The 15,760-nt window shown below is 70.3% G+C and carries 21 protein-coding genes; 6 read left to right on the top strand and 15 right to left on the bottom strand.

Annotated elements, in window-relative coordinates; all coding sequences use genetic code 11:
- Positions 1 to 5: 5 nt before the first annotated feature.
- Positions 6 to 716 carry an antibiotic biosynthesis monooxygenase gene (locus ACFV9D_RS25930; RefSeq protein WP_385150806.1) on the bottom strand — a complete coding sequence of 237 codons (711 nt, stop codon included), beginning with the start codon at positions 714 to 716 and terminating at the stop codon, positions 6 to 8.
- A gap of 86 nt (positions 717 to 802) precedes the next feature.
- Between ACFV9D_RS25930 and ACFV9D_RS25925 the strand changes: the two genes are divergently transcribed.
- A complete protein-coding gene (locus tag ACFV9D_RS25925) occupies positions 803 to 1,246 on the top strand; it encodes a GNAT family N-acetyltransferase (protein WP_385150804.1) in 444 nt (147 codons plus the stop codon).
- Positions 1,247 to 1,253: 7 nt separating this feature from the next.
- On the opposite strand, the gene ACFV9D_RS25920 is transcribed toward ACFV9D_RS25925, so the two are convergent.
- Positions 1,254 to 1,994 carry an SDR family NAD(P)-dependent oxidoreductase gene (locus ACFV9D_RS25920; RefSeq protein WP_385150801.1) on the bottom strand — a complete coding sequence of 247 codons (741 nt, stop codon included), beginning with the start codon at positions 1,992 to 1,994 and terminating at the stop codon, positions 1,254 to 1,256.
- Between the two features lie 14 nt (positions 1,995 to 2,008).
- Here ACFV9D_RS25920 and ACFV9D_RS25915 point away from each other — a divergent pair, with 14 nt between their 5' ends.
- Entirely contained in the window at positions 2,009 to 2,149 is a 141-nt protein-coding gene (locus ACFV9D_RS25915) for a hypothetical protein (protein WP_385150799.1), read from the top strand.
- Here the strand turns inward: ACFV9D_RS25915 and ACFV9D_RS25910 are convergent.
- The 4 genes from ACFV9D_RS25910 to ACFV9D_RS25895 all read right to left on the bottom strand — a co-directional run bounded on the left by ACFV9D_RS25910 (position 2,134) and on the right by ACFV9D_RS25895 (position 4,477).
- Positions 2,134 to 2,355 (bottom strand): hypothetical protein, encoded by a 222-nt coding sequence (locus ACFV9D_RS25910; RefSeq protein ID WP_385150796.1) that lies wholly within the window; start codon positions 2,353 to 2,355, stop codon positions 2,134 to 2,136. The two genes, ACFV9D_RS25915 and ACFV9D_RS25910, sit on opposite strands and share 16 nt — an antisense overlap.
- Before the next feature lie 86 nt (positions 2,356 to 2,441).
- Positions 2,442 to 3,425, bottom strand: coding sequence for a 2,3,4,5-tetrahydropyridine-2,6-dicarboxylate N-succinyltransferase (dapD, locus tag ACFV9D_RS25905; protein ID WP_385150793.1), 984 nt, complete (start codon positions 3,423 to 3,425; stop codon positions 2,442 to 2,444).
- A 138-nt stretch (positions 3,426 to 3,563) separates the two neighbouring features.
- Entirely contained in the window at positions 3,564 to 4,157 is a 594-nt protein-coding gene (locus ACFV9D_RS25900; RefSeq protein ID WP_385150790.1) for a TetR/AcrR family transcriptional regulator, read from the bottom strand.
- Positions 4,157 to 4,477 carry a DMT family transporter gene (locus tag ACFV9D_RS25895; protein ID WP_385150787.1) on the bottom strand — a complete coding sequence of 107 codons (321 nt, stop codon included), beginning with the start codon at positions 4,475 to 4,477 and terminating at the stop codon, positions 4,157 to 4,159. The genes ACFV9D_RS25900 and ACFV9D_RS25895 overlap by 1 nt, the downstream gene beginning before the upstream one ends.
- A 62-nt stretch (positions 4,478 to 4,539) precedes the next feature.
- On the opposite strand from ACFV9D_RS25895, the gene ACFV9D_RS25890 reads away from it, so the two are divergent.
- Positions 4,540 to 5,604 (top strand): oxidoreductase, encoded by a 1,065-nt coding sequence (locus tag ACFV9D_RS25890; RefSeq protein ID WP_385150784.1) that lies wholly within the window; start codon positions 4,540 to 4,542, stop codon positions 5,602 to 5,604.
- Here the strand turns inward: ACFV9D_RS25890 and ACFV9D_RS25885 are convergent.
- The 9 genes from ACFV9D_RS25885 to ACFV9D_RS25845 all read right to left on the bottom strand — a co-directional run bounded on the left by ACFV9D_RS25885 (position 5,594) and on the right by ACFV9D_RS25845 (position 12,664).
- Positions 5,594 to 5,959: a VOC family protein gene (locus ACFV9D_RS25885; RefSeq protein ID WP_385150781.1), complete on the bottom strand. Its 366-nt coding sequence runs from the start codon at positions 5,957 to 5,959 to the stop codon at positions 5,594 to 5,596. The two genes, ACFV9D_RS25890 and ACFV9D_RS25885, sit on opposite strands and share 11 nt — an antisense overlap.
- A 55-nt stretch (positions 5,960 to 6,014) precedes the next feature.
- The gene (locus ACFV9D_RS25880; RefSeq protein ID WP_361669070.1) at positions 6,015 to 6,353 is read right to left on the bottom strand and encodes a metal-sulfur cluster assembly factor; all 339 of its coding nucleotides are present in this window, start codon (positions 6,351 to 6,353) and stop codon (positions 6,015 to 6,017) included.
- Entirely contained in the window at positions 6,350 to 6,811 is a 462-nt protein-coding gene (gene sufU / locus ACFV9D_RS25875) for a Fe-S cluster assembly sulfur transfer protein SufU (protein ID WP_017238621.1), read from the bottom strand. Before sufU ends, ACFV9D_RS25880 begins: the two co-directional genes overlap by 4 nt.
- An 8-nt stretch (positions 6,812 to 6,819) precedes the next feature.
- A complete protein-coding gene (locus tag ACFV9D_RS25870; RefSeq protein ID WP_385150778.1) occupies positions 6,820 to 8,076 on the bottom strand; it encodes a cysteine desulfurase in 1,257 nt (418 codons plus the stop codon).
- Positions 8,073 to 8,837: a Fe-S cluster assembly ATPase SufC gene (sufC, locus tag ACFV9D_RS25865; RefSeq protein ID WP_385150775.1), complete on the bottom strand. Its 765-nt coding sequence runs from the start codon at positions 8,835 to 8,837 to the stop codon at positions 8,073 to 8,075. The genes ACFV9D_RS25870 and sufC overlap by 4 nt, the downstream gene beginning before the upstream one ends.
- A 7-nt stretch (positions 8,838 to 8,844) precedes the next feature.
- A complete protein-coding gene (locus ACFV9D_RS25860; protein WP_385150772.1) occupies positions 8,845 to 9,165 on the bottom strand; it encodes a bifunctional 3-phenylpropionate/cinnamic acid dioxygenase ferredoxin subunit in 321 nt (106 codons plus the stop codon).
- The gene (gene sufD / locus ACFV9D_RS25855; RefSeq protein ID WP_385150769.1) at positions 9,165 to 10,346 is read right to left on the bottom strand and encodes a Fe-S cluster assembly protein SufD; all 1,182 of its coding nucleotides are present in this window, start codon (positions 10,344 to 10,346) and stop codon (positions 9,165 to 9,167) included. The genes ACFV9D_RS25860 and sufD overlap by 1 nt, the downstream gene beginning before the upstream one ends.
- A gap of 165 nt (positions 10,347 to 10,511) precedes the next feature.
- On the bottom strand, positions 10,512 to 11,927 hold the full coding sequence (sufB, locus tag ACFV9D_RS25850) for a Fe-S cluster assembly protein SufB (protein WP_385150766.1): 1,416 nt from the start codon (positions 11,925 to 11,927) through the stop codon (positions 10,512 to 10,514).
- The gene (locus ACFV9D_RS25845; RefSeq protein ID WP_385150763.1) at positions 11,924 to 12,664 is read right to left on the bottom strand and encodes a helix-turn-helix transcriptional regulator; all 741 of its coding nucleotides are present in this window, start codon (positions 12,662 to 12,664) and stop codon (positions 11,924 to 11,926) included. Before ACFV9D_RS25845 ends, sufB begins: the two co-directional genes overlap by 4 nt.
- A 180-nt stretch (positions 12,665 to 12,844) precedes the next feature.
- On the opposite strand from ACFV9D_RS25845, the gene ACFV9D_RS25840 reads away from it, so the two are divergent.
- The 3 genes from ACFV9D_RS25840 (at position 12,845) to ACFV9D_RS25830 (ending at position 15,743) form a co-directional block, all read left to right on the top strand.
- Positions 12,845 to 13,783, top strand: coding sequence for an ABC transporter ATP-binding protein (locus ACFV9D_RS25840; protein ID WP_385150760.1), 939 nt, complete (start codon positions 12,845 to 12,847; stop codon positions 13,781 to 13,783).
- A gap of 88 nt (positions 13,784 to 13,871) precedes the next feature.
- On the top strand, positions 13,872 to 14,651 hold the full coding sequence (locus ACFV9D_RS25835) for an ABC transporter permease (protein ID WP_385150757.1): 780 nt from the start codon (positions 13,872 to 13,874) through the stop codon (positions 14,649 to 14,651).
- Positions 14,652 to 14,774: 123 nt separating this feature from the next.
- Positions 14,775 to 15,743: a heme A synthase gene (locus ACFV9D_RS25830; RefSeq protein ID WP_385151062.1), complete on the top strand. Its 969-nt coding sequence runs from the start codon at positions 14,775 to 14,777 to the stop codon at positions 15,741 to 15,743.
- Positions 15,744 to 15,760: the final 17 nt, after the last annotated feature.

The following is a 15,760-nucleotide window of genomic DNA, read 5'->3' as shown; positions in this document are numbered from 1 at the left end:
GCTCGCTACGCGCCCGCGCCGAGACTCAGCGCGGGCGTGTAGCGCCGCACACCGCTGCCGACCACGCCCGGGTACGTCCGCACCTTCGCCCACTGCGGGGTCGGCGAGCCGATCCCGTCCCCGGGCTGGGTGAGCGCCTCGATGTGGGCCTGCTCGCTCTCCCACTCCGCGTAGTTGAGGATCCTGGTCCCGTCGGTGGAGAGGTGGAAGTGGCCCGAGATCCCGCCGGGCGCGGGCGCCGGGTCCGTCTCCAACGCCTCGAAGACCCCGTCCACCCAGTCCCGCTGCCGGGCGGCGTCCGGCCCGTCGAACTCCACGTCGACGATGACGACACAGCCGGGAATCCTGGCGTCGGCCGGCTCGGTGGACCGGTACGGCGGGGCGTACCGGTGGAGCCCGACGCGCTCGATGCCGGGCACGGCCGCGTCGATCTCGGCGTTCCGGTCGTCGCGGAAGGTGCGGAAGAAGTCCTGGTACGCCTCCTCGCTCGTCCACTGCGAGTAGTGGAGCAGGGTGTCCCCGTCGGTGCCGATGTACACGGAGTACGAGAGCAGCCCGACGTCCGGCCAGTCCCGGCTCTCCCAGACCTTGGCGACGGCGTCGACGGCGGCCCGCTGCCGCTCGGGCGTCCCGACGCGCCATGTACTGGCGAGGACGAGTCCCACACCGGGGCGGCGCAGGTCGGGACGGGCATCGGGCCGGGCAACGGCGTTCATCAGGTGACCTCCTGTCGTCGGTGAACCCAGTCTTCGACCTCAACCTCGCTTGAGGTCAAGCCGTACGCCCGTGCGACACTTCGGCCGTGATCCTCCGCCCGGCCACCCATGCCGAACTCCCCGCCGTCCTCGCCCTCCTCTCCGACGAGGAGAAGGTCGTGGACCCCGTCTCGGTCGTCGTCACCCCGGCGTACGAGCGTGCCTTCGCGGAGATCGAGAGCGATCCGCGCAACGAGATGCTGGTGCTCGTGGACGGGGAGCTGGTCGTGGGCTGTCTGCAGGCGACGTACATCCCGGGTCTGGGCAAGGGCGGGGCCGAGCGGGCCCTGATCGAGGCGGTGCGGATCCGGGCGGACCGGCGAGGCGGCGGGCTCGGCCGGGAGCTGATGGCGCGGGCGGTGGAGCGGGCCCGCGAGCGCGGCTGCGCGCTCGTCCAGTTGACCAGCAACAAGCAGCGGACGGATGCCCACCGCTTCTACGCCTCCCTGGGCTTCGCGCGCAGCCACGACGGGTTCAAGCTCGCGCTCTGAGCGGCGGCTAGCCGAGGAGGTGGCCTCCGCCGTCGACGAGCAGCACCTCGCCGGTGATGTACGAGGCGTTGGTGAGATCGAAGACGGCCCGGGCGATGTCCTCCGGCCGCCCCACCCGCCGCAGCGGAACCGCGCCCGCCACATGGGCCTTGGCGTCGTCCGCGCCCTCCACGCCGTCGAACCAGGGGGTGTCGACGAAGCCGGGCGCGACGGCGTTGACCCGGACGTCCGGGCCGAGGGTCTTGGCGAGCAGCTTCGTCATGTGGTTGACGGCCGCCTTGGAGACGGCGTACGGGATGGAGCTGCCGCCGGGGCGGACGCCGGCCTGCGAGGAGATGTTCACGACGCAGCCGGCGCCTTTCGCGCGCAGGTGCGGGACGGCGGCGGTGATGGTCTGCCAGACCCCGATGACGTTGACGTCGTAGAGGTGCCGCCAGACGTCGGGCGAGGCCGCGTCGAGGTCGTCGTGCGGGATGAACCGGGTGGTGCCCGCGCAGTTGACGAGGATGTCGAGCCGGCCGTACGCCTCCACGGCGGAGGCGACGAGCCCGGCGGCCTGGGCCTCGTCGGAGACGTCGGCCTGTACATAGACGGCGTCCGGCAGTTCGGCGGCGAGGGCCTTGCCCGCCTCGACGGACCGCGCGGAGTTGACGACGACCCGGATCCCCGCGTCGGCGAGGCGGCGGGCGACGGCGGCACCGATGCCCGAGGACGAGCCTGTGACCAGGGCGACACGTTGTTCGCTCATGCTGTTCTCTCTCCATGTCCTCCTGTCGCGCAGGGAGATCATGCCAGAACGCGCTTCTCGGCGACTTCGTACGGGAATCGCTGCAGCCCGCCGACCTGGAGACGGTCGACGGGCTGCGGGCGGCGTACGAGGATCCGGTTCAGTCGAACACGTAGGTGGTGCCGAGCACCGCCGCGTGTTCGAGGACGTCCTCCAGCGGGTCGTCGATCTGACCGGTGTGGAGGCTGAGGCTCGGTCCGTTCGAGACATGAGGGCCGTTGTACGTCTGCGTGTGCGTCTCGTCGGCCGACGCCGCCCCGGCGGGCAGCAGTACGGCGGCTGCCACGGCCAGCGCCCCGACAACGGTGGGCCTCGTCCTCATGTCGACTCCTCGCCTTGTCTGTTCGTGTGACTCAACGTCGTACCGTTAACGCAGAGTCACACGAGCAGGTCACGCGCGGGATGCGCTCAGTTGTGGCTGTGGAGGATCTCGTTGAGTCCGCCCCACACCGCGTTGTTCGGGCGGGCCTCGACGGCGCCGGTCACCGAGTTGCGGCGGAAGAGGATGTTGTCGCCCCCGGAGAGGTCGCGGGCCTTGACGATCTCGCCGTCGGGCATCGTGACGCGCGTACCGGCGGTGACGTACAGACCGGCCTCGACGACGCACTCGTCGCCGAGCGCGATGCCGACGCCCGCCTCGGCGCCGATGAGGCAGCGCTCGCCGATGGAGATGATCACGTTGCCGCCACCGGAGAGGGTGCCCATGGTGGAGGCGCCGCCGCCGATGTCGGAGCCGTCGCCGACGACGACGCCGGCGGAGATGCGGCCCTCGACCATCGAGGTGCCGAGGGTGCCGGCGTTGAAGTTGACGAAGCCCTCGTGCATGACGGTCGTACCGGCGGCGAGGTGCGCGCCGAGCCGGACGCGGTCGGCGTCGGCGATCCGGACGCCGGCGGGGGCGACGTAGTCGGTCATCCGGGGGAACTTGTCGATCGAGGTCACCTGGAGGTGCAGGCCCTCGGCGCGCGCGTTGAGGCGGACCTTCTCGATGTCGTCGACGGCGACCGGGCCGAGCGAGGTCCAGGCGACGTTGGCGAGCAGGCCGAAGAGGCCGTCGAGGCTCTGGCCGTGCGGCTTGACCAGCCGGTGGCTGAGCAGGTGCAGGCGCAGGTACGCGTCGTGGGCGTCGAGCGGCTTGTCGTCGAGCGAGGAGATGACGGTGCGGACGGCGACCACCTCGACGCCACGGCGGGCGTCCACGCCGAGGGCCTTGGCGGCGCCCTCACCGAGGGCGTTGACGGCGGCGTCGGGGGTGAGCCGCTCGGTTCCGGCGGGCCCGGGCGTGTCGGTCAGCTCGGGGGCGGGGAACCAGGTGTCGAGAACGGTGCCGTCACCGGCGATGGTGGCGAGGCCGGCGGCGACGGCGCCGGTGGTGCGAGGAGCAGTGGTCATGCGGAAAACCTAACGTTCGGGGCCCCGCCCGGGCCAACCGGTCTCAGGTGTCGGTCGAGCCGCTTGGCGGAATCGACAAGGCCCGCACCGCGGCGCTCGTCGGATCGCCCGGCCCCGTCGGAGGCCACGCGCCGCCGGCTAGCCGGACCCCTCGGCGGGTTCGCCGAGTGCGGCGGACGGCCCCGGGCGTACAGCGAGCAGGCGCGCCAGCATCTCGCGCGCGTACTCCTCGTCGTACTCCGCGTCGGTCAGCAGCACCTGCAGACAGATCCCGTCCATGAGCGCGACCAGCGCGCGGGCGGTCACGGGGTCGGTGCGCCGGGACAGCACCTCGGTCACGGCGTCCGTCCATTCCGCGGCGACCGGCCGCAGCGGGGGGCGGCGCAGGGCGGCGAGGTAGAGCTCGTACTCCAGCTCCACCCCGGTCCGTTCCCCGCCGATCCACTCCCCCATGTGCCGGGCGAGTTCCGCCGCCAGGTCCGCCTCGGGGTCGGCGAGCGCGCCGCTCTCGCGCAGTTCCCGCCCGAACCCCTCATTGGCCTCGCGGAGCGCGGCGACGAGCAGTTCGTCGAGGGAGGCGAAGTGGTAGGTCGTGGAGCCGAGCGGCACGTCGGCCTCCGCGGCGACCGTACGGTGGCTCAGCCCGGCGATGCCCCGGGCGCCGACCACCCGCAGCGCGGCGTCAACGATCCGTTGCCGCCGCTCGGGGTCGTAGCGGCGGGCGCGGGCCATCAGTGCGCTCCGCCCATGTTGAGCACGAGGACGCCCGCGATGATCAGGAGCACCCCGGCGACCTTGGCGACGCTGAGGGTCTCGTTCATGAAGAAGATCCCGATGACGGCGACGGCGGCGGTGCCCACGCCGGACCAGATCGCGTACGCGGTGCCGACCTGGAGGGTCTTGAGCGCCTGGGCGAGCAGCGCGAAGGCGATCACATAGCCCGCACCCGTGACGACGGAAGGCCAGAGCCTCGAGAAGCCCTCGCTGTACTTCATGGAGACCGTGGCGATGATCTCCGCGGTGATGGCTCCCGCCAGCAGTCCGTATCCCATGCGTACGAGTGTACACAACGATATGTACGGGCGTACGCAACGCCGGACGCTACGGTGTGCGCATGACACATCCCTCGGGGCCCTACGGCTACGGCTACGCTCCCCCGCCCCCACCGCCGAAGCCCGGCGTGATACCTCTGGCGCCGCTGGGTCTCAGCCAGATCCTGTCCGGCGCCTTCGCCACCATCGGCCGCTACTGGAAGCAGCTGCTCGGCGTCGCCGCGGCCGCCTACGGCGCGGCGTTGCTGCTGGTCGCGGCGGCCTTCGGCATCGCGTACGCCGCGGTCGCCGACCATCTGCCCGGGGTCTTCGACCTGCCGAGGGGTCAGGACCCCAGCTGGGAGGACGGCCGGCCGCTGCTGATCGCCTTCGGCTGTGTGTGGCTGATCGCCATGGTCGGGATGCTGGTCGCGAGCGCCGTCGTGTACGCGGCGTGCCCCGCCGTCGTCCAGGAGGCGGTCCTCGGCCGTCGCACGACGTTCGGGGCGGTCTGGCGCCGCGCCTGGTCGCGGATGTCCTCGGTCCTGGGCACCGCCCTCCTGACGCTGCTGCTGACCGTGCCGGTCCCGCTCATCGTGTTCGTGGCCACGTTCGCCGGTCTGCTGGTGGCCCTCTCGGGGTCGGGCCCGGTGGCGCTGGTGGTCCTGTCGTTCGGGGGTGCCGTGCTGGCCACCCTGCTGACCGCCCCACTCGCCGCCTGGCTCTGGGTGAAGTTCAGCCTGGCTGCGCCGGCGGCGGTGTTCGAGGGTCAGGGGGCCGTGGCCTCGATGCGCCGCTCCAGCCGGCTGGTCCAGGGCTCGTGGTGGCGGATCTTCGGTGCACTGCTCGTCGCGGGCATCATGGCCGCGACGGCGAACTGGCTGGTCCAGCAGGTCCTCAGCCTGCTGCTCTCGTTCCCCGCCTCCTTCACGGACCCGTCCGGCGCGGACTCCGCGGGCGAGGCGCTGATCGCCTTCGTACCGCTCCTCGTCGTCGCCGTCATCGGCTCGATGGTGGCGCAGGCCGTCTGCTCGGTCTTCCCGCCCCTGGTCAGCGGTCTCGTCTACGTCGACCAGCGCATCCGCAAGGAGAACCTCGCCCCGGCCCTCGCCGAGGCGGCGGCCGTGGCGCCCCCGTTCAGTCGGTGAGGGACCGCTTCGGCCTCAGCACGCAGAACTCGTTGCCCTCGGGGTCGGCGAGGACGACCCAGGTCGCGTCCTCGCCCTGACCGACGTCCACCCGCCGGGCGCCGAGCCCGATGATCCGCTCGACCTCCGCGTCCCGATCGTCGGGCGTGAGGTCGATGTGGAGCCGGTTCTTGACGGTCTTCGACTCGGGCACCGGCAGGAAGCACATCCCGGGCAGGGCGTGCTCGTCGGCTCCGATGACGATCTCGTCCTCCGCCTCGAAGAGGATCTTCCAGTCCAGGACCGCCGCCCAGAACCGGGCCTGGGCAGGAAGGTCGTGGGAGTCGACGACGAGGTGGTACATGCGAACGGCCATGCCCTCCAGTCTGACTGGAGGGCATGGCCGTTCACCGGATTTCCGCGGAGAATCCTCAGACGTTGAAGCCGAGCGCGCGCAGCTGCTCGCGGCCGTCGTCCGTGATCTTGTCCGGACCCCACGGCGGCATCCAGACCCAGTTGATCTTCAGCTCGTTGGCGATGCCGTCGGTGGCGGCCTTCGCCTGGTCCTCGATCACATCGGTCAGCGGACAGGCCGCCGACGTCAGGGTCATGTCCAGCGTGACGACGTTGGAGTCGTCGATGTGGATGCCGTAGATCAGGCCGAGGTTGACGACATCGATGCCCAGCTCGGGGTCGACGACGTCGTACAGCGCCTCGCGGATCTCTTCTTCGGAGGCCGGCTTCATCGTGGCCTCGGCGTTCTCGGTCATGCCGACTTCCTCTCCGCATCACCCAGAGCCTGGGCCGTCGCGTCCTTCCACGCCATCCAGCTGAGCAGCGCGCACTTCACCCGGGCCGGGTACTTCGAGACACCGGCGAACGCGACCGCGTCCTCCAGGATCTCCTCCATCGCGTCGTCCGGCTCGATCTGGCCCTTGGACTGCATCAGCTCCAGGAACGTGCCCTGGATCTTCTGCGCCTCGGCCAGCTCCTTGCCGACGAGCAGCTCGTTCAGGACCGAGGCCGAAGCCTGGCTGATCGAGCAGCCCTGACCCTCGTACGAGACGTCCTCGATCCGCGAGCCGTCGTACTTCACGCGGAGCGTGATCTCGTCGCCGCACGTCGGGTTGACGTGGTGCACCTCGGCGTCGCCGTCCCGAAGACCGCGCCCGTGCGGGTGCTTGTAATGGTCCAGGATGACGTCCTGGTACATCGAATCCAGCTTCACGAGATCCCCTAGCCGAAGAAGTTCCGTACGTGCTCCAGACCCTCGACCAGGGCGTCGACCTCGGCCGGGGTGGAGTACAGATAGAACGACGCTCGCGTGGTCGCAGGAATTCCGTACCGCAGGCAGACCGGCCGCGCGCAGTGGTGGCCGACCCGGACCGCGATGCCCTGCTCGTCGAGGACCTGGCCCACGTCGTGCGGGTGGATGTCGCCGAGCACGAAGGAGATCGCCGCGCCGCGGTCCTCGGCAGTGGTGGGGCCGATGATCCGCAGGTCCGGCACCTCCTGGAGGCGGCGGACGGCGTACTCGGTGATCGCGTGCTCGTGGCGCGCGATGTTCTCCATGCCGATCGCCGACAGGTAGTCCACGGCCGCGCCGAGGCCGACGGCCTGGGCGATCGGGGGCGTACCCGCCTCGAACTTGTGCGGAGCCGGCGCGTACGTCGAGGAGTGCATCGAGACGGTCTCGATCATCTCGCCGCCGCCGAGGAACGGAGGCAGGTCCTCCAGGAGCTCCTGCCGTCCCCACAGCACGCCGATGCCGGTCGGACCGACCATCTTGTGGCCGGTGAAGGCCACGAAGTCGGCCTGCAGCGCCTGGACGTCGAGCACCATGTGCGGGGCCGCCTGCGAGGCGTCGATGCAGACCAGCGCACCGACCTCCTGCGCACGCCGGATGATCGTCTCGACCGGGTTGATCGTGCCCAGCAGGTTCGAGACCAGCGTGAACGAGACGATCTTGGTCTTCTCGGTGATGACCTCTTCGATGTTCGAGAGGTCGAGACGGCCGTCGTCGGTGAGGCCGAACCACTTCAGCTTCGCGCCCGTGCGCTGCGAGAGCAGCTGCCACGGCACGATGTTGGAGTGGTGCTCCATCTCCGTGATGGCGATCTCGGTCTCGTGGTCCACGCGGTAGGGCTCGTCGGCCCAGCCCAGCATGTTGGCCACGAGGTTGAGCGACTCCGAGGCGTTCTTGGTGAAGATCACCTCGTCGCGGCTCGGCGCGTTGATGAAGGCGGCGACCTTGTCGCGGGCGCCTTCGTACAGCGCCGTGGCCTCCTCGGCGACCGTGTACACACCGCGGTGCACGTTGGCGTTGTGCCGCTCGTAGTAGGCGTTCAGCGCGTCTAGGACCTGGCGCGGCTTCTGCGAGGTCGCAGCGCTGTCCAGGTAGACGATCTTCTTCCCGTCGTGGACCACACGATCCAGCAGGGGGAAGTCCTTGCGGATCGCCTCGGTGTCGAGGAGGCCAGGCAGCTGTGTCACGCCGTAGCGCCACCCTTCACGTAGGACTCGTAGCCCTCGGCCTCGAGCTTGTCGGCGAGCTCGGCGCCGCCGGACTCGGCGATGCGGCCGTTCGCGAACACGTGCACGAAGTCGGGCTTGATGTAGCGGAGGATCCGCGTGTAGTGCGTGATCAGCAGGGTGCCGACCTCGCCGGTCTCGCGGACGCGGTTGACGCCCTCGGAGACGATGCGGAGCGCGTCGACGTCGAGGCCGGAGTCGGTCTCGTCGAGGATCGCGATCTTCGGCTTGAGGAGCTCCAGCTGGAGGATCTCGTGGCGCTTCTTCTCACCGCCGGAGAAGCCCTCGTTGACGTTGCGCTCGGCGAAGGCCGGGTCCATCTGGAGCTTCTCCATGGCCTCCTTGACCTCCTTCACCCAGGTACGCAGCTTGGGGGCCTCGCCGCGGACGGCGGTGGCGGAGGTGCGCAGGAAGTTGGAGACCGAGACACCGGGGACCTCGACCGGGTACTGCATGGCCAGGAAGACGCCGGCGCGGGCGCGCTCGTCGACCGACATCTCCAGGACGTCCTCGCCGTCCAGGGTCACGCTGCCACCGGTGATCGTGTACTTCGGGTGGCCGGCGAGGGAGTACGCCAGGGTCGACTTGCCGGAGCCGTTGGGGCCCATGATGGCGTGGGTCTCGCCCTGCTTCACGGTCAGGTCGACGCCCTTGAGGATCTCACGGGGGCCGTTCTCGGCCTCGACGGAGACGTGCAGGTCGCGGATTTCAAGCGTTGCCATGGGTGACTCAGGACTCCTGGGTGACGGAGACGAGCACATCGTCCCCTTCGATCTTTACGGGGTATACGGGGACGGGGCGCGTCGCGGGAAGGCCGGACGGCTTGCCCGTGCGGAGGTCGAACGCGGAGCCGTGCAGCCAGCACTCGATCTGGCAGTCCTCCACTTCGCCCTCCGAGAGGGAGACGTTGGCGTGCGAGCAGATGTCGTTGATCGCGAACACCTCGCCCTCGGTGTGCACGACCGACACCGGCGTGCCGGCGACCTCGACCCGCTTCGGGGTGTCGGCCTCCAGCTCGCTCAGCGCGCAGACTCGGACGAAGTCGGCCATCAGACGGACGCCTCCAGCTCGGCCTCGATCTTGGCGATGAGGCGCTCCTCGACGTCCGGCAGACCGATCTGCTGGACGAGCTCGGCGAAGAAGCCGCGGACGACGAGACGGCGGGCCTCGGACTCCGGGATGCCGCGGGCCATCAGGTAGAAGAGCTGCTCGTCGTCGAAGCGCCCGGTGGCCGAGGCGTGACCGGCGCCGGCGATCTCGCCGGTCTCGATCTCCAGGTTCGGCACGGAGTCGACGCGGGCACCGTCCGTCAGGACCAGGTTCCGGTTGAGCTCGTACGTGTCGGTGCCCTCGGCGGCGGCCTGGATGAGGACGTCGCCGATCCAGACGGCGTGGGCGTCCTGCCCCTGGAGCGCGCCCTTGTAGGCCACGTTGGACTTGCAGTGCGGCGTGTTGTGGTCGACCAGGAGGCGGTGCTCCTGGTGCTGGCCCGCGTCGGTGAAGTACAGGCCGAAGAGCTCGGCCTCGCCACCGGTGGCCGCGTACTGCACGCGCGGGTGGATGCGGACGACGTCGCCGCCGAAGGTGACCACGACCGACTTGAAGGAGGCGTCGCGGCCGACCAGCGCGTTGTGCTGGGCGACGTGGACGGCCTTCTCGTCCCAGTCCTGGACGGAGACGACGGTGAGCTTGGCGCCGTCGCCGAGGAGGTAGTCGACGTTGGCGGCGAGCACCGCGTCGCCGGTGTGGTCGATGACCACGACGGCCTCGGCGAACGCGCCGAGCTCGATCACCTGGTGGCCGAAGGCGACGCCGCCCTGGCCGTGCACGGCGATCCGGATCGGCTCGCTGAGGACGGCCTCCTTGGCGACGGTGACGACCGAGGCCTTCTCGAAGGAGGAGTACGCCTGGGCGGCGACGCGGTCGACGGGCGTGCCGGCCCTGCCGAGCCGCTCGTCGTCACGGCCGACGGTCTCCACGGTGACGCCCTCGGGGGCCTCGATCTCGACCTTCACACCCTCGCCGTCCGCGACGGCGGTGCCGTCGTGCAGACCGCGCAGGCGCTCCAGCGGGGTGAACCGCCACTCCTCCTCGCGGCCGTGCGGGACGGGGAAGTCCGCGACGTCGAAGGACGGGGGCGCGCTCATGCGCGTGGCGACGGTGGACTCGGCGGCCACCGCGATCGAGCCGGCGGTGGTGGAGCCCGCCGGGATGTTCTGAGCCTCAGCCATGGCTGTCGTCTTGCTCTCTTCCTGCCTCGTCGTACGCGCCCGCCGCGGGTGGGCGGCCGGTCCGGCCGGGCGCCTTTCGGCGCCGGCCGGGACCCTGCCGCCGTGCGGCGGGCTCGCGGGGCTCAGCGACTGAGCCCGGGTCGTTTGCCTGGTCCGCGGGGCGCCCTAGCCCACGGCCCCCTCCATCTGCAGCTCGATCAGCCGGTTCAGCTCGAGCGCGTACTCCATCGGGAGCTCCTTGGCGATCGGCTCGACGAAGCCGCGCACGATCATCGCCATCGCCTCGAACTCGGTCATGCCGCGGCTCATCAGGTAGAAGAGCTGGTCCTCGGAGACCTTGGAGACGGTGGCCTCGTGACCCATGGAGACGTCGTCCTCGCGGACGTCCACGTAGGGGTACGTGTCCGAGCGGGAGATCGTGTCGACGAGCAGCGCGTCGCAGAGCACGTTCGACTTGGCGCCCGGGGCACCCTCGCCGATCTCGATGAGACCGCGGTAGGAGGTGCGGCCGCCGCCTCGCGCCACCGACTTGGAGACGATGTTGGAGGAGGTGTTCGGGGCCATGTGGACCATCTTGGCGCCGGCGTCCTGGTGCTGGCCCTCGCCCGCGAAGGCGATCGACAGGGTCTCGCCCTTGGCGTGCTCGCCCATCAGGTAGACGGCCGGGTACTTCATGGTGACCTTGGAGCCGATGTTGCCGTCGACCCACTCCATGGTCGCGCCCTCGTAGGCCACGGCGCGCTTGGTGACCAGGTTGTAGACGTTGTTCGACCAGTTCTGGATCGTCGTGTAGCGGCAGCGGCCGCCCTTCTTCACGATGATCTCGACGACCGCGGAGTGCAGGGAGTCGGAGGAGTAGATCGGGGCGGTGCAGCCCTCGACGTAGTGGACGTAGGCGTCCTCGTCGACGATGATCAGCGTCCGCTCGAACTGACCCATGTTCTCCGTGTTGATACGGAAGTAGGCCTGCAGCGGGATCTCGACGTGCACGCCCTTCGGCACGTAGATGAACGATCCGCCGGACCACACGGCCGTGTTCAGCGAGGCGAACTTGTTGTCGCCGACCGGGATGACCGTGCCGAAGTACTCGCGGAAGAGCTCCTCGTGCTCCTTCAGCGCGGTGTCGGTGTCGACGAAGATGACGCCCTGCTCCTCCAGGTCCTCACGGATCTGGTGGTAGACGACCTCGGACTCGTACTGGGCCGCGACACCGGCGACGAGGCGCTGCTTCTCCGCCTCCGGGATGCCGAGCTTGTCGTACGTGTTCTTGATGTCCTCCGGCAGGTCCTCCCAGGACTCGGCCTGCTTCTCGGTGGACCGCACGAAGTACTTGATGTTGTCGAAGTCGATGCCCGACAGGTCGGAGCCCCAGCTGGGCATGGGCTTCTTGTCGAAGAGGCGCAGACCCTTCAGCCGGAGCTTCAGCATCCACTCGGGCTCGTTCTTCTTCTCCGAGATGTCGCGGACGACAGCCTCGGAAAGGCCTCGCTTGGCGGTGGCACCGGCCGCGTCGGAGTCGGCCCAGCCGTACTCGTACCGACCCAGGCCCTCGAGCTCGGGGTGGCTGATCTCGGTGGTCATGCGGGGTTCCTCCCGGCCGTGCTTGCGGATGCTTCTGATGGGGTGGTCTGTGGGGCACCGTGCGGGATGAACGTGGTGCAGACGCCGTCACCATGCGCGATGGTGGCCAGACGCTGGACGTGCGTTCCCAAGAGGCGGGAGAAGATCTCCGTCTCCGCCTCGCACAGCTGGGGGTACTGCTCGGCGACGTGGGCGACCGGGCAGTGGTGTTGGCAGAGCTGCTCGCCGACCGGCGCGTTCCGCGCAGTGGCAGCGTACCCGTCCTTGCTCAGCGCCTTGGCGAGAGCCTCGGTGCGCTGGTCGGGGTCCGCCGACTCGACGGCTTCCCGGTACGCCTCGGCCTGGTGCTCGAGACGGTCGCGGGCGAAGGCGGCGACGGCCGCCTCTCCGGCAGCCCCTCCGCCGGCGGTCTGCTCGATCCAGCGCAGTGCGTCCACGGCCAGCGAGTCGTACGACTGGTCGAAGGCGTCCCGGCCGCAGTCGGTCAGCGCGAAGACCTTGGCGGGGCGCCCGCGGGTGCGGGCCCCGTACACGCGCTTCTCGCGGGCTTCGACGACGTTCTCGGCGACGAGCGAGTCGAGATGGCGACGGACGGCCGCCTGGGTGAGGCGGAGCCGCTGCGCGAGATCGGCGACCGTCGACGGCCCGTGATCCAGGATGGACCGCGCGACCCGGTTGCGCGTGGATCGCTCACCGGTCGCGAGTTCCTCCACCGGAGCCGCGTCGACGTTTTTCACAACGCCATTGTTGCGTAATTCCTTCGGGAGTGACAAGCGCCGCCCGAATCGGTGACGGTGCCGTGCATCACTCAGGTAAGGCTTACCTGACCTGCGGAAATGATCATTCGTAGGACGAATATGCGCTGGATCCGGGCCCCGCGCCGGATCCACCCCGGAACCCTCTCTAGACTTCCCGGCATGCGAAACGAGTCCGTCGACAGTGCCGCCGTCCGGGTACGTGGCCTGGTCAAGCGGTACGGGAGCAAGACCGCCGTCGACGGCCTCGACCTCGACGTCCGGGCGGGCACCGTGACCGCCGTCCTCGGCCCCAACGGGGCCGGGAAGACCACCACGATCGAGACCTGCGAGGGTTACCGGAAGGCCGACGCCGGCACCGTCCGCGTCCTCGGTCTCGACCCGGTCGCCGACGCGGCCCGGCTGCGTCCCCGGATCGGCGTGATGCTCCAGTCCGGCGGCGTCTACTCCGGCGCCCGGGCCGACGAGATGCTCCGCCACATGGCGAAGCTGCACGCCCACCCGCTGGACGTGGACGCCCTGATCGAGCGCCTCGGGCTCGGCTCCTGCGGCCGGACCACCTACCGCCGGCTCTCCGGAGGCCAGCAGCAGCGCCTCGCGCTCGCCATGGCCGTCGTCGGCCGCCCCGAGCTGGTCTTCCTCGACGAGCCGACCGCCGGGCTCGACCCGCAGGCCCGCCACGCCACCTGGGACCTCGTCCGCGAGCTGCGCGCAGACGGCGCCACCGTCGTCCTCACCACGCACTTCATGAACGAGGCCGAGGAACTGGCGGACGACGTCGCCATCATCGACGGCGGCCGGGTCGCCGCCCAGGGCAGCCCCGAGCAGCTGTGCCGCGGCGGCGCCGAGAACACCCTGCGCTTCACCGGCCGCCCCGGGCTCGACCTCGGCTCGCTGCTCAAGGCCCTGCCCGACGGCACGGCGGCGGCGGAGCTGACCCCGGGCGCGTACCGGATCAGCGGCGAGGTGGACCCGCAGCTGCTCGCCACCGTCACCAGCTGGTGCGCCCAGCACGGCGTCATGCCGGACGGCATCTCGGTGGAGCGCCACACCCTCGAAGACGTTTTTCTGGAGCTGACGGGCAAGGAGCTGCGGTCATGATGCACGTCGACACCAAGATTTGCCGGGGGTCCGGGGGTTGTCCCCCGGGAGGACACAGCCTGGAGCTCACGGGCAAGGAGCTGCGGTCATGAGCAGCGATACGAACACGGGCACGTACGCACCGAAGCCGGGGGCCGCCCCCGTCGGCCGGATGATCGCGGCGCAGACGGCACTGGAGACGAAGATGCTGCTGCGCAACGGCGAGCAGCTGCTCCTCACGGTGATCATCCCGTCCCTGCTGCTCGTGCTGTTCTCCACCGTCGACATCGTCGACACGGGCGCGGACAAGGCCGTCGACTTCCTCGCCCCCGGCGTGCTCGCGCTCGCCGTGATGTCGACCGCCTTCACCGGCCAGGCCATCGCCACCGGCTTCGAGCGGCGCTACGGGGTGCTCAAGCGGCTCGGCGCCTCACCGCTCCCCCGCTGGGCGCTGATGACCGCCAAGACGCTGTCCGTCCTGGTCACCGAGGTCCTCCAGGTCGCGCTCCTGACCGCGATCGCGCTGGGGCTCGGCTGGTCCCCGCAGGGCGACCCCTTCTCGGTCCTGCTGCTGCTCGTCCTCGGCACGGCCGCCTTCTCGGGACTCGGTCTCCTGATGGCCGGCACGCTGCGGGCGGAGGCGACGCTGGCCGCCGCCAACCTGGTCTTCCTGCTGCTCCTGGTGGGCGGCGGGGTGATCGTGCCCCTGGACAAGTTCCCGGACGCCGCCCGCTCGGTCCTGGAGTTGCTGCCGATCTCGGCGCTCTCGGACGGGCTGCGGGACGTGCTCCAGGGCGGCGCCGCGCTGCCGTGGGGCGCCGCCGCGATCCTCGCGGTATGGGCGGTCCTCGGGCTCGGCGCGGCGGCGAAGTTCTTCCGCTGGGAGTAGCGGAGGGGTGACGTTCCGGGGTGACTTCACCCGTAACGCACCCCTCGTACCCCTCTCAATTTTCCGGGGGGAGACGGCTCCCCCCGACCCCCTCGTGAAAACACGCACAAGCCCCGTCCTACGATAGGGCGCGTGCTGACCCCCCTCGCCTACATCGCCAAGCGCTGGACCCCGTCCCCCGAGACGCTCCGGCGCGCCGCGCTCTCCGCCGTCGTGATGAGCGTCCTCATCATCGTCACGGGAGGCGCGGTCCGGCTGACCGGCTCCGGTCTCGGCTGCGACACCTGGCCCAAGTGCACGGACGACAGCCTCATCGTGACGCCCGAGCAGGGCTACCGCGGTGTGATCGAGTTCGGCAACCGGATGCTCACGTACGTCCTGTCGGCCGCGGTCGGCTGGGCGATCATCGCCGCGCGCTCCACCAAGCCGTGGCGGCGCGGTCTGACCCGGCTCGGCTGGGCGCAGTTCTGGATCGTCGCGAGCAACGCGGTCCTCGGCGGCATCACCGTGTGGATGGGCCTCAACCCCTGGACCGTCGCCGGCCACTTCATCGCCGCGAACACCCTCCTGACCGTCGCCGTGATCACCTGGCAGCGGACCCGCGAGGGCGACACGACCCCCCGGCGCCGGGTACCGAGCCCGGTGCGCAAGCTCTCCTGGGCGATCATCGCGGCGTCGGCCCTGGTGATCGTCCTCGGCACCGGCGTCACCGGCTCGGGCAAGCACGCGGGCGACAGCAGCGACGTCCCGCGGATGCCGTGGGACTGGACAGCCGCCGCCCACCTCCACGCCATTGCCGCCTGGGTCGTCTGCGCGCTCGCGCTCGCCATGTGGCTGGTGCTGCGGGTGGTGGACGCCCCCGACGACACCCGGGCGCGCGCCCGCGACCTGCTGCTCGTGCTGCTCGCGCAGGGCGGGATCGGCTACCTCCAGTACTTCACCGGGGTCCCCGAGCTCCTGGTCGGCGCCCACATGCTCGGCTCCTCACTGATGTGGATCGCCGTGCTGCGGCTCGCCCTGAGCCTGCGCGAGCGCCCGGTGGCGGCGCCCGAGATCCCGGCGCAGTCCGACTCGGCGCTGGCCACGGCGTGAGGCGGCGCGGACCGAGT

The sequence above is a fragment of the Streptomyces sp. NPDC059875 genome (assembly GCF_042731085.1).
GTDB lineage: Bacteria > Actinomycetota > Actinomycetes > Streptomycetales > Streptomycetaceae > Streptomyces.
The sequence above is the reverse complement of the archived record's forward strand: the minus strand, read 5'-3'. Positions and strand labels throughout refer to the sequence as shown.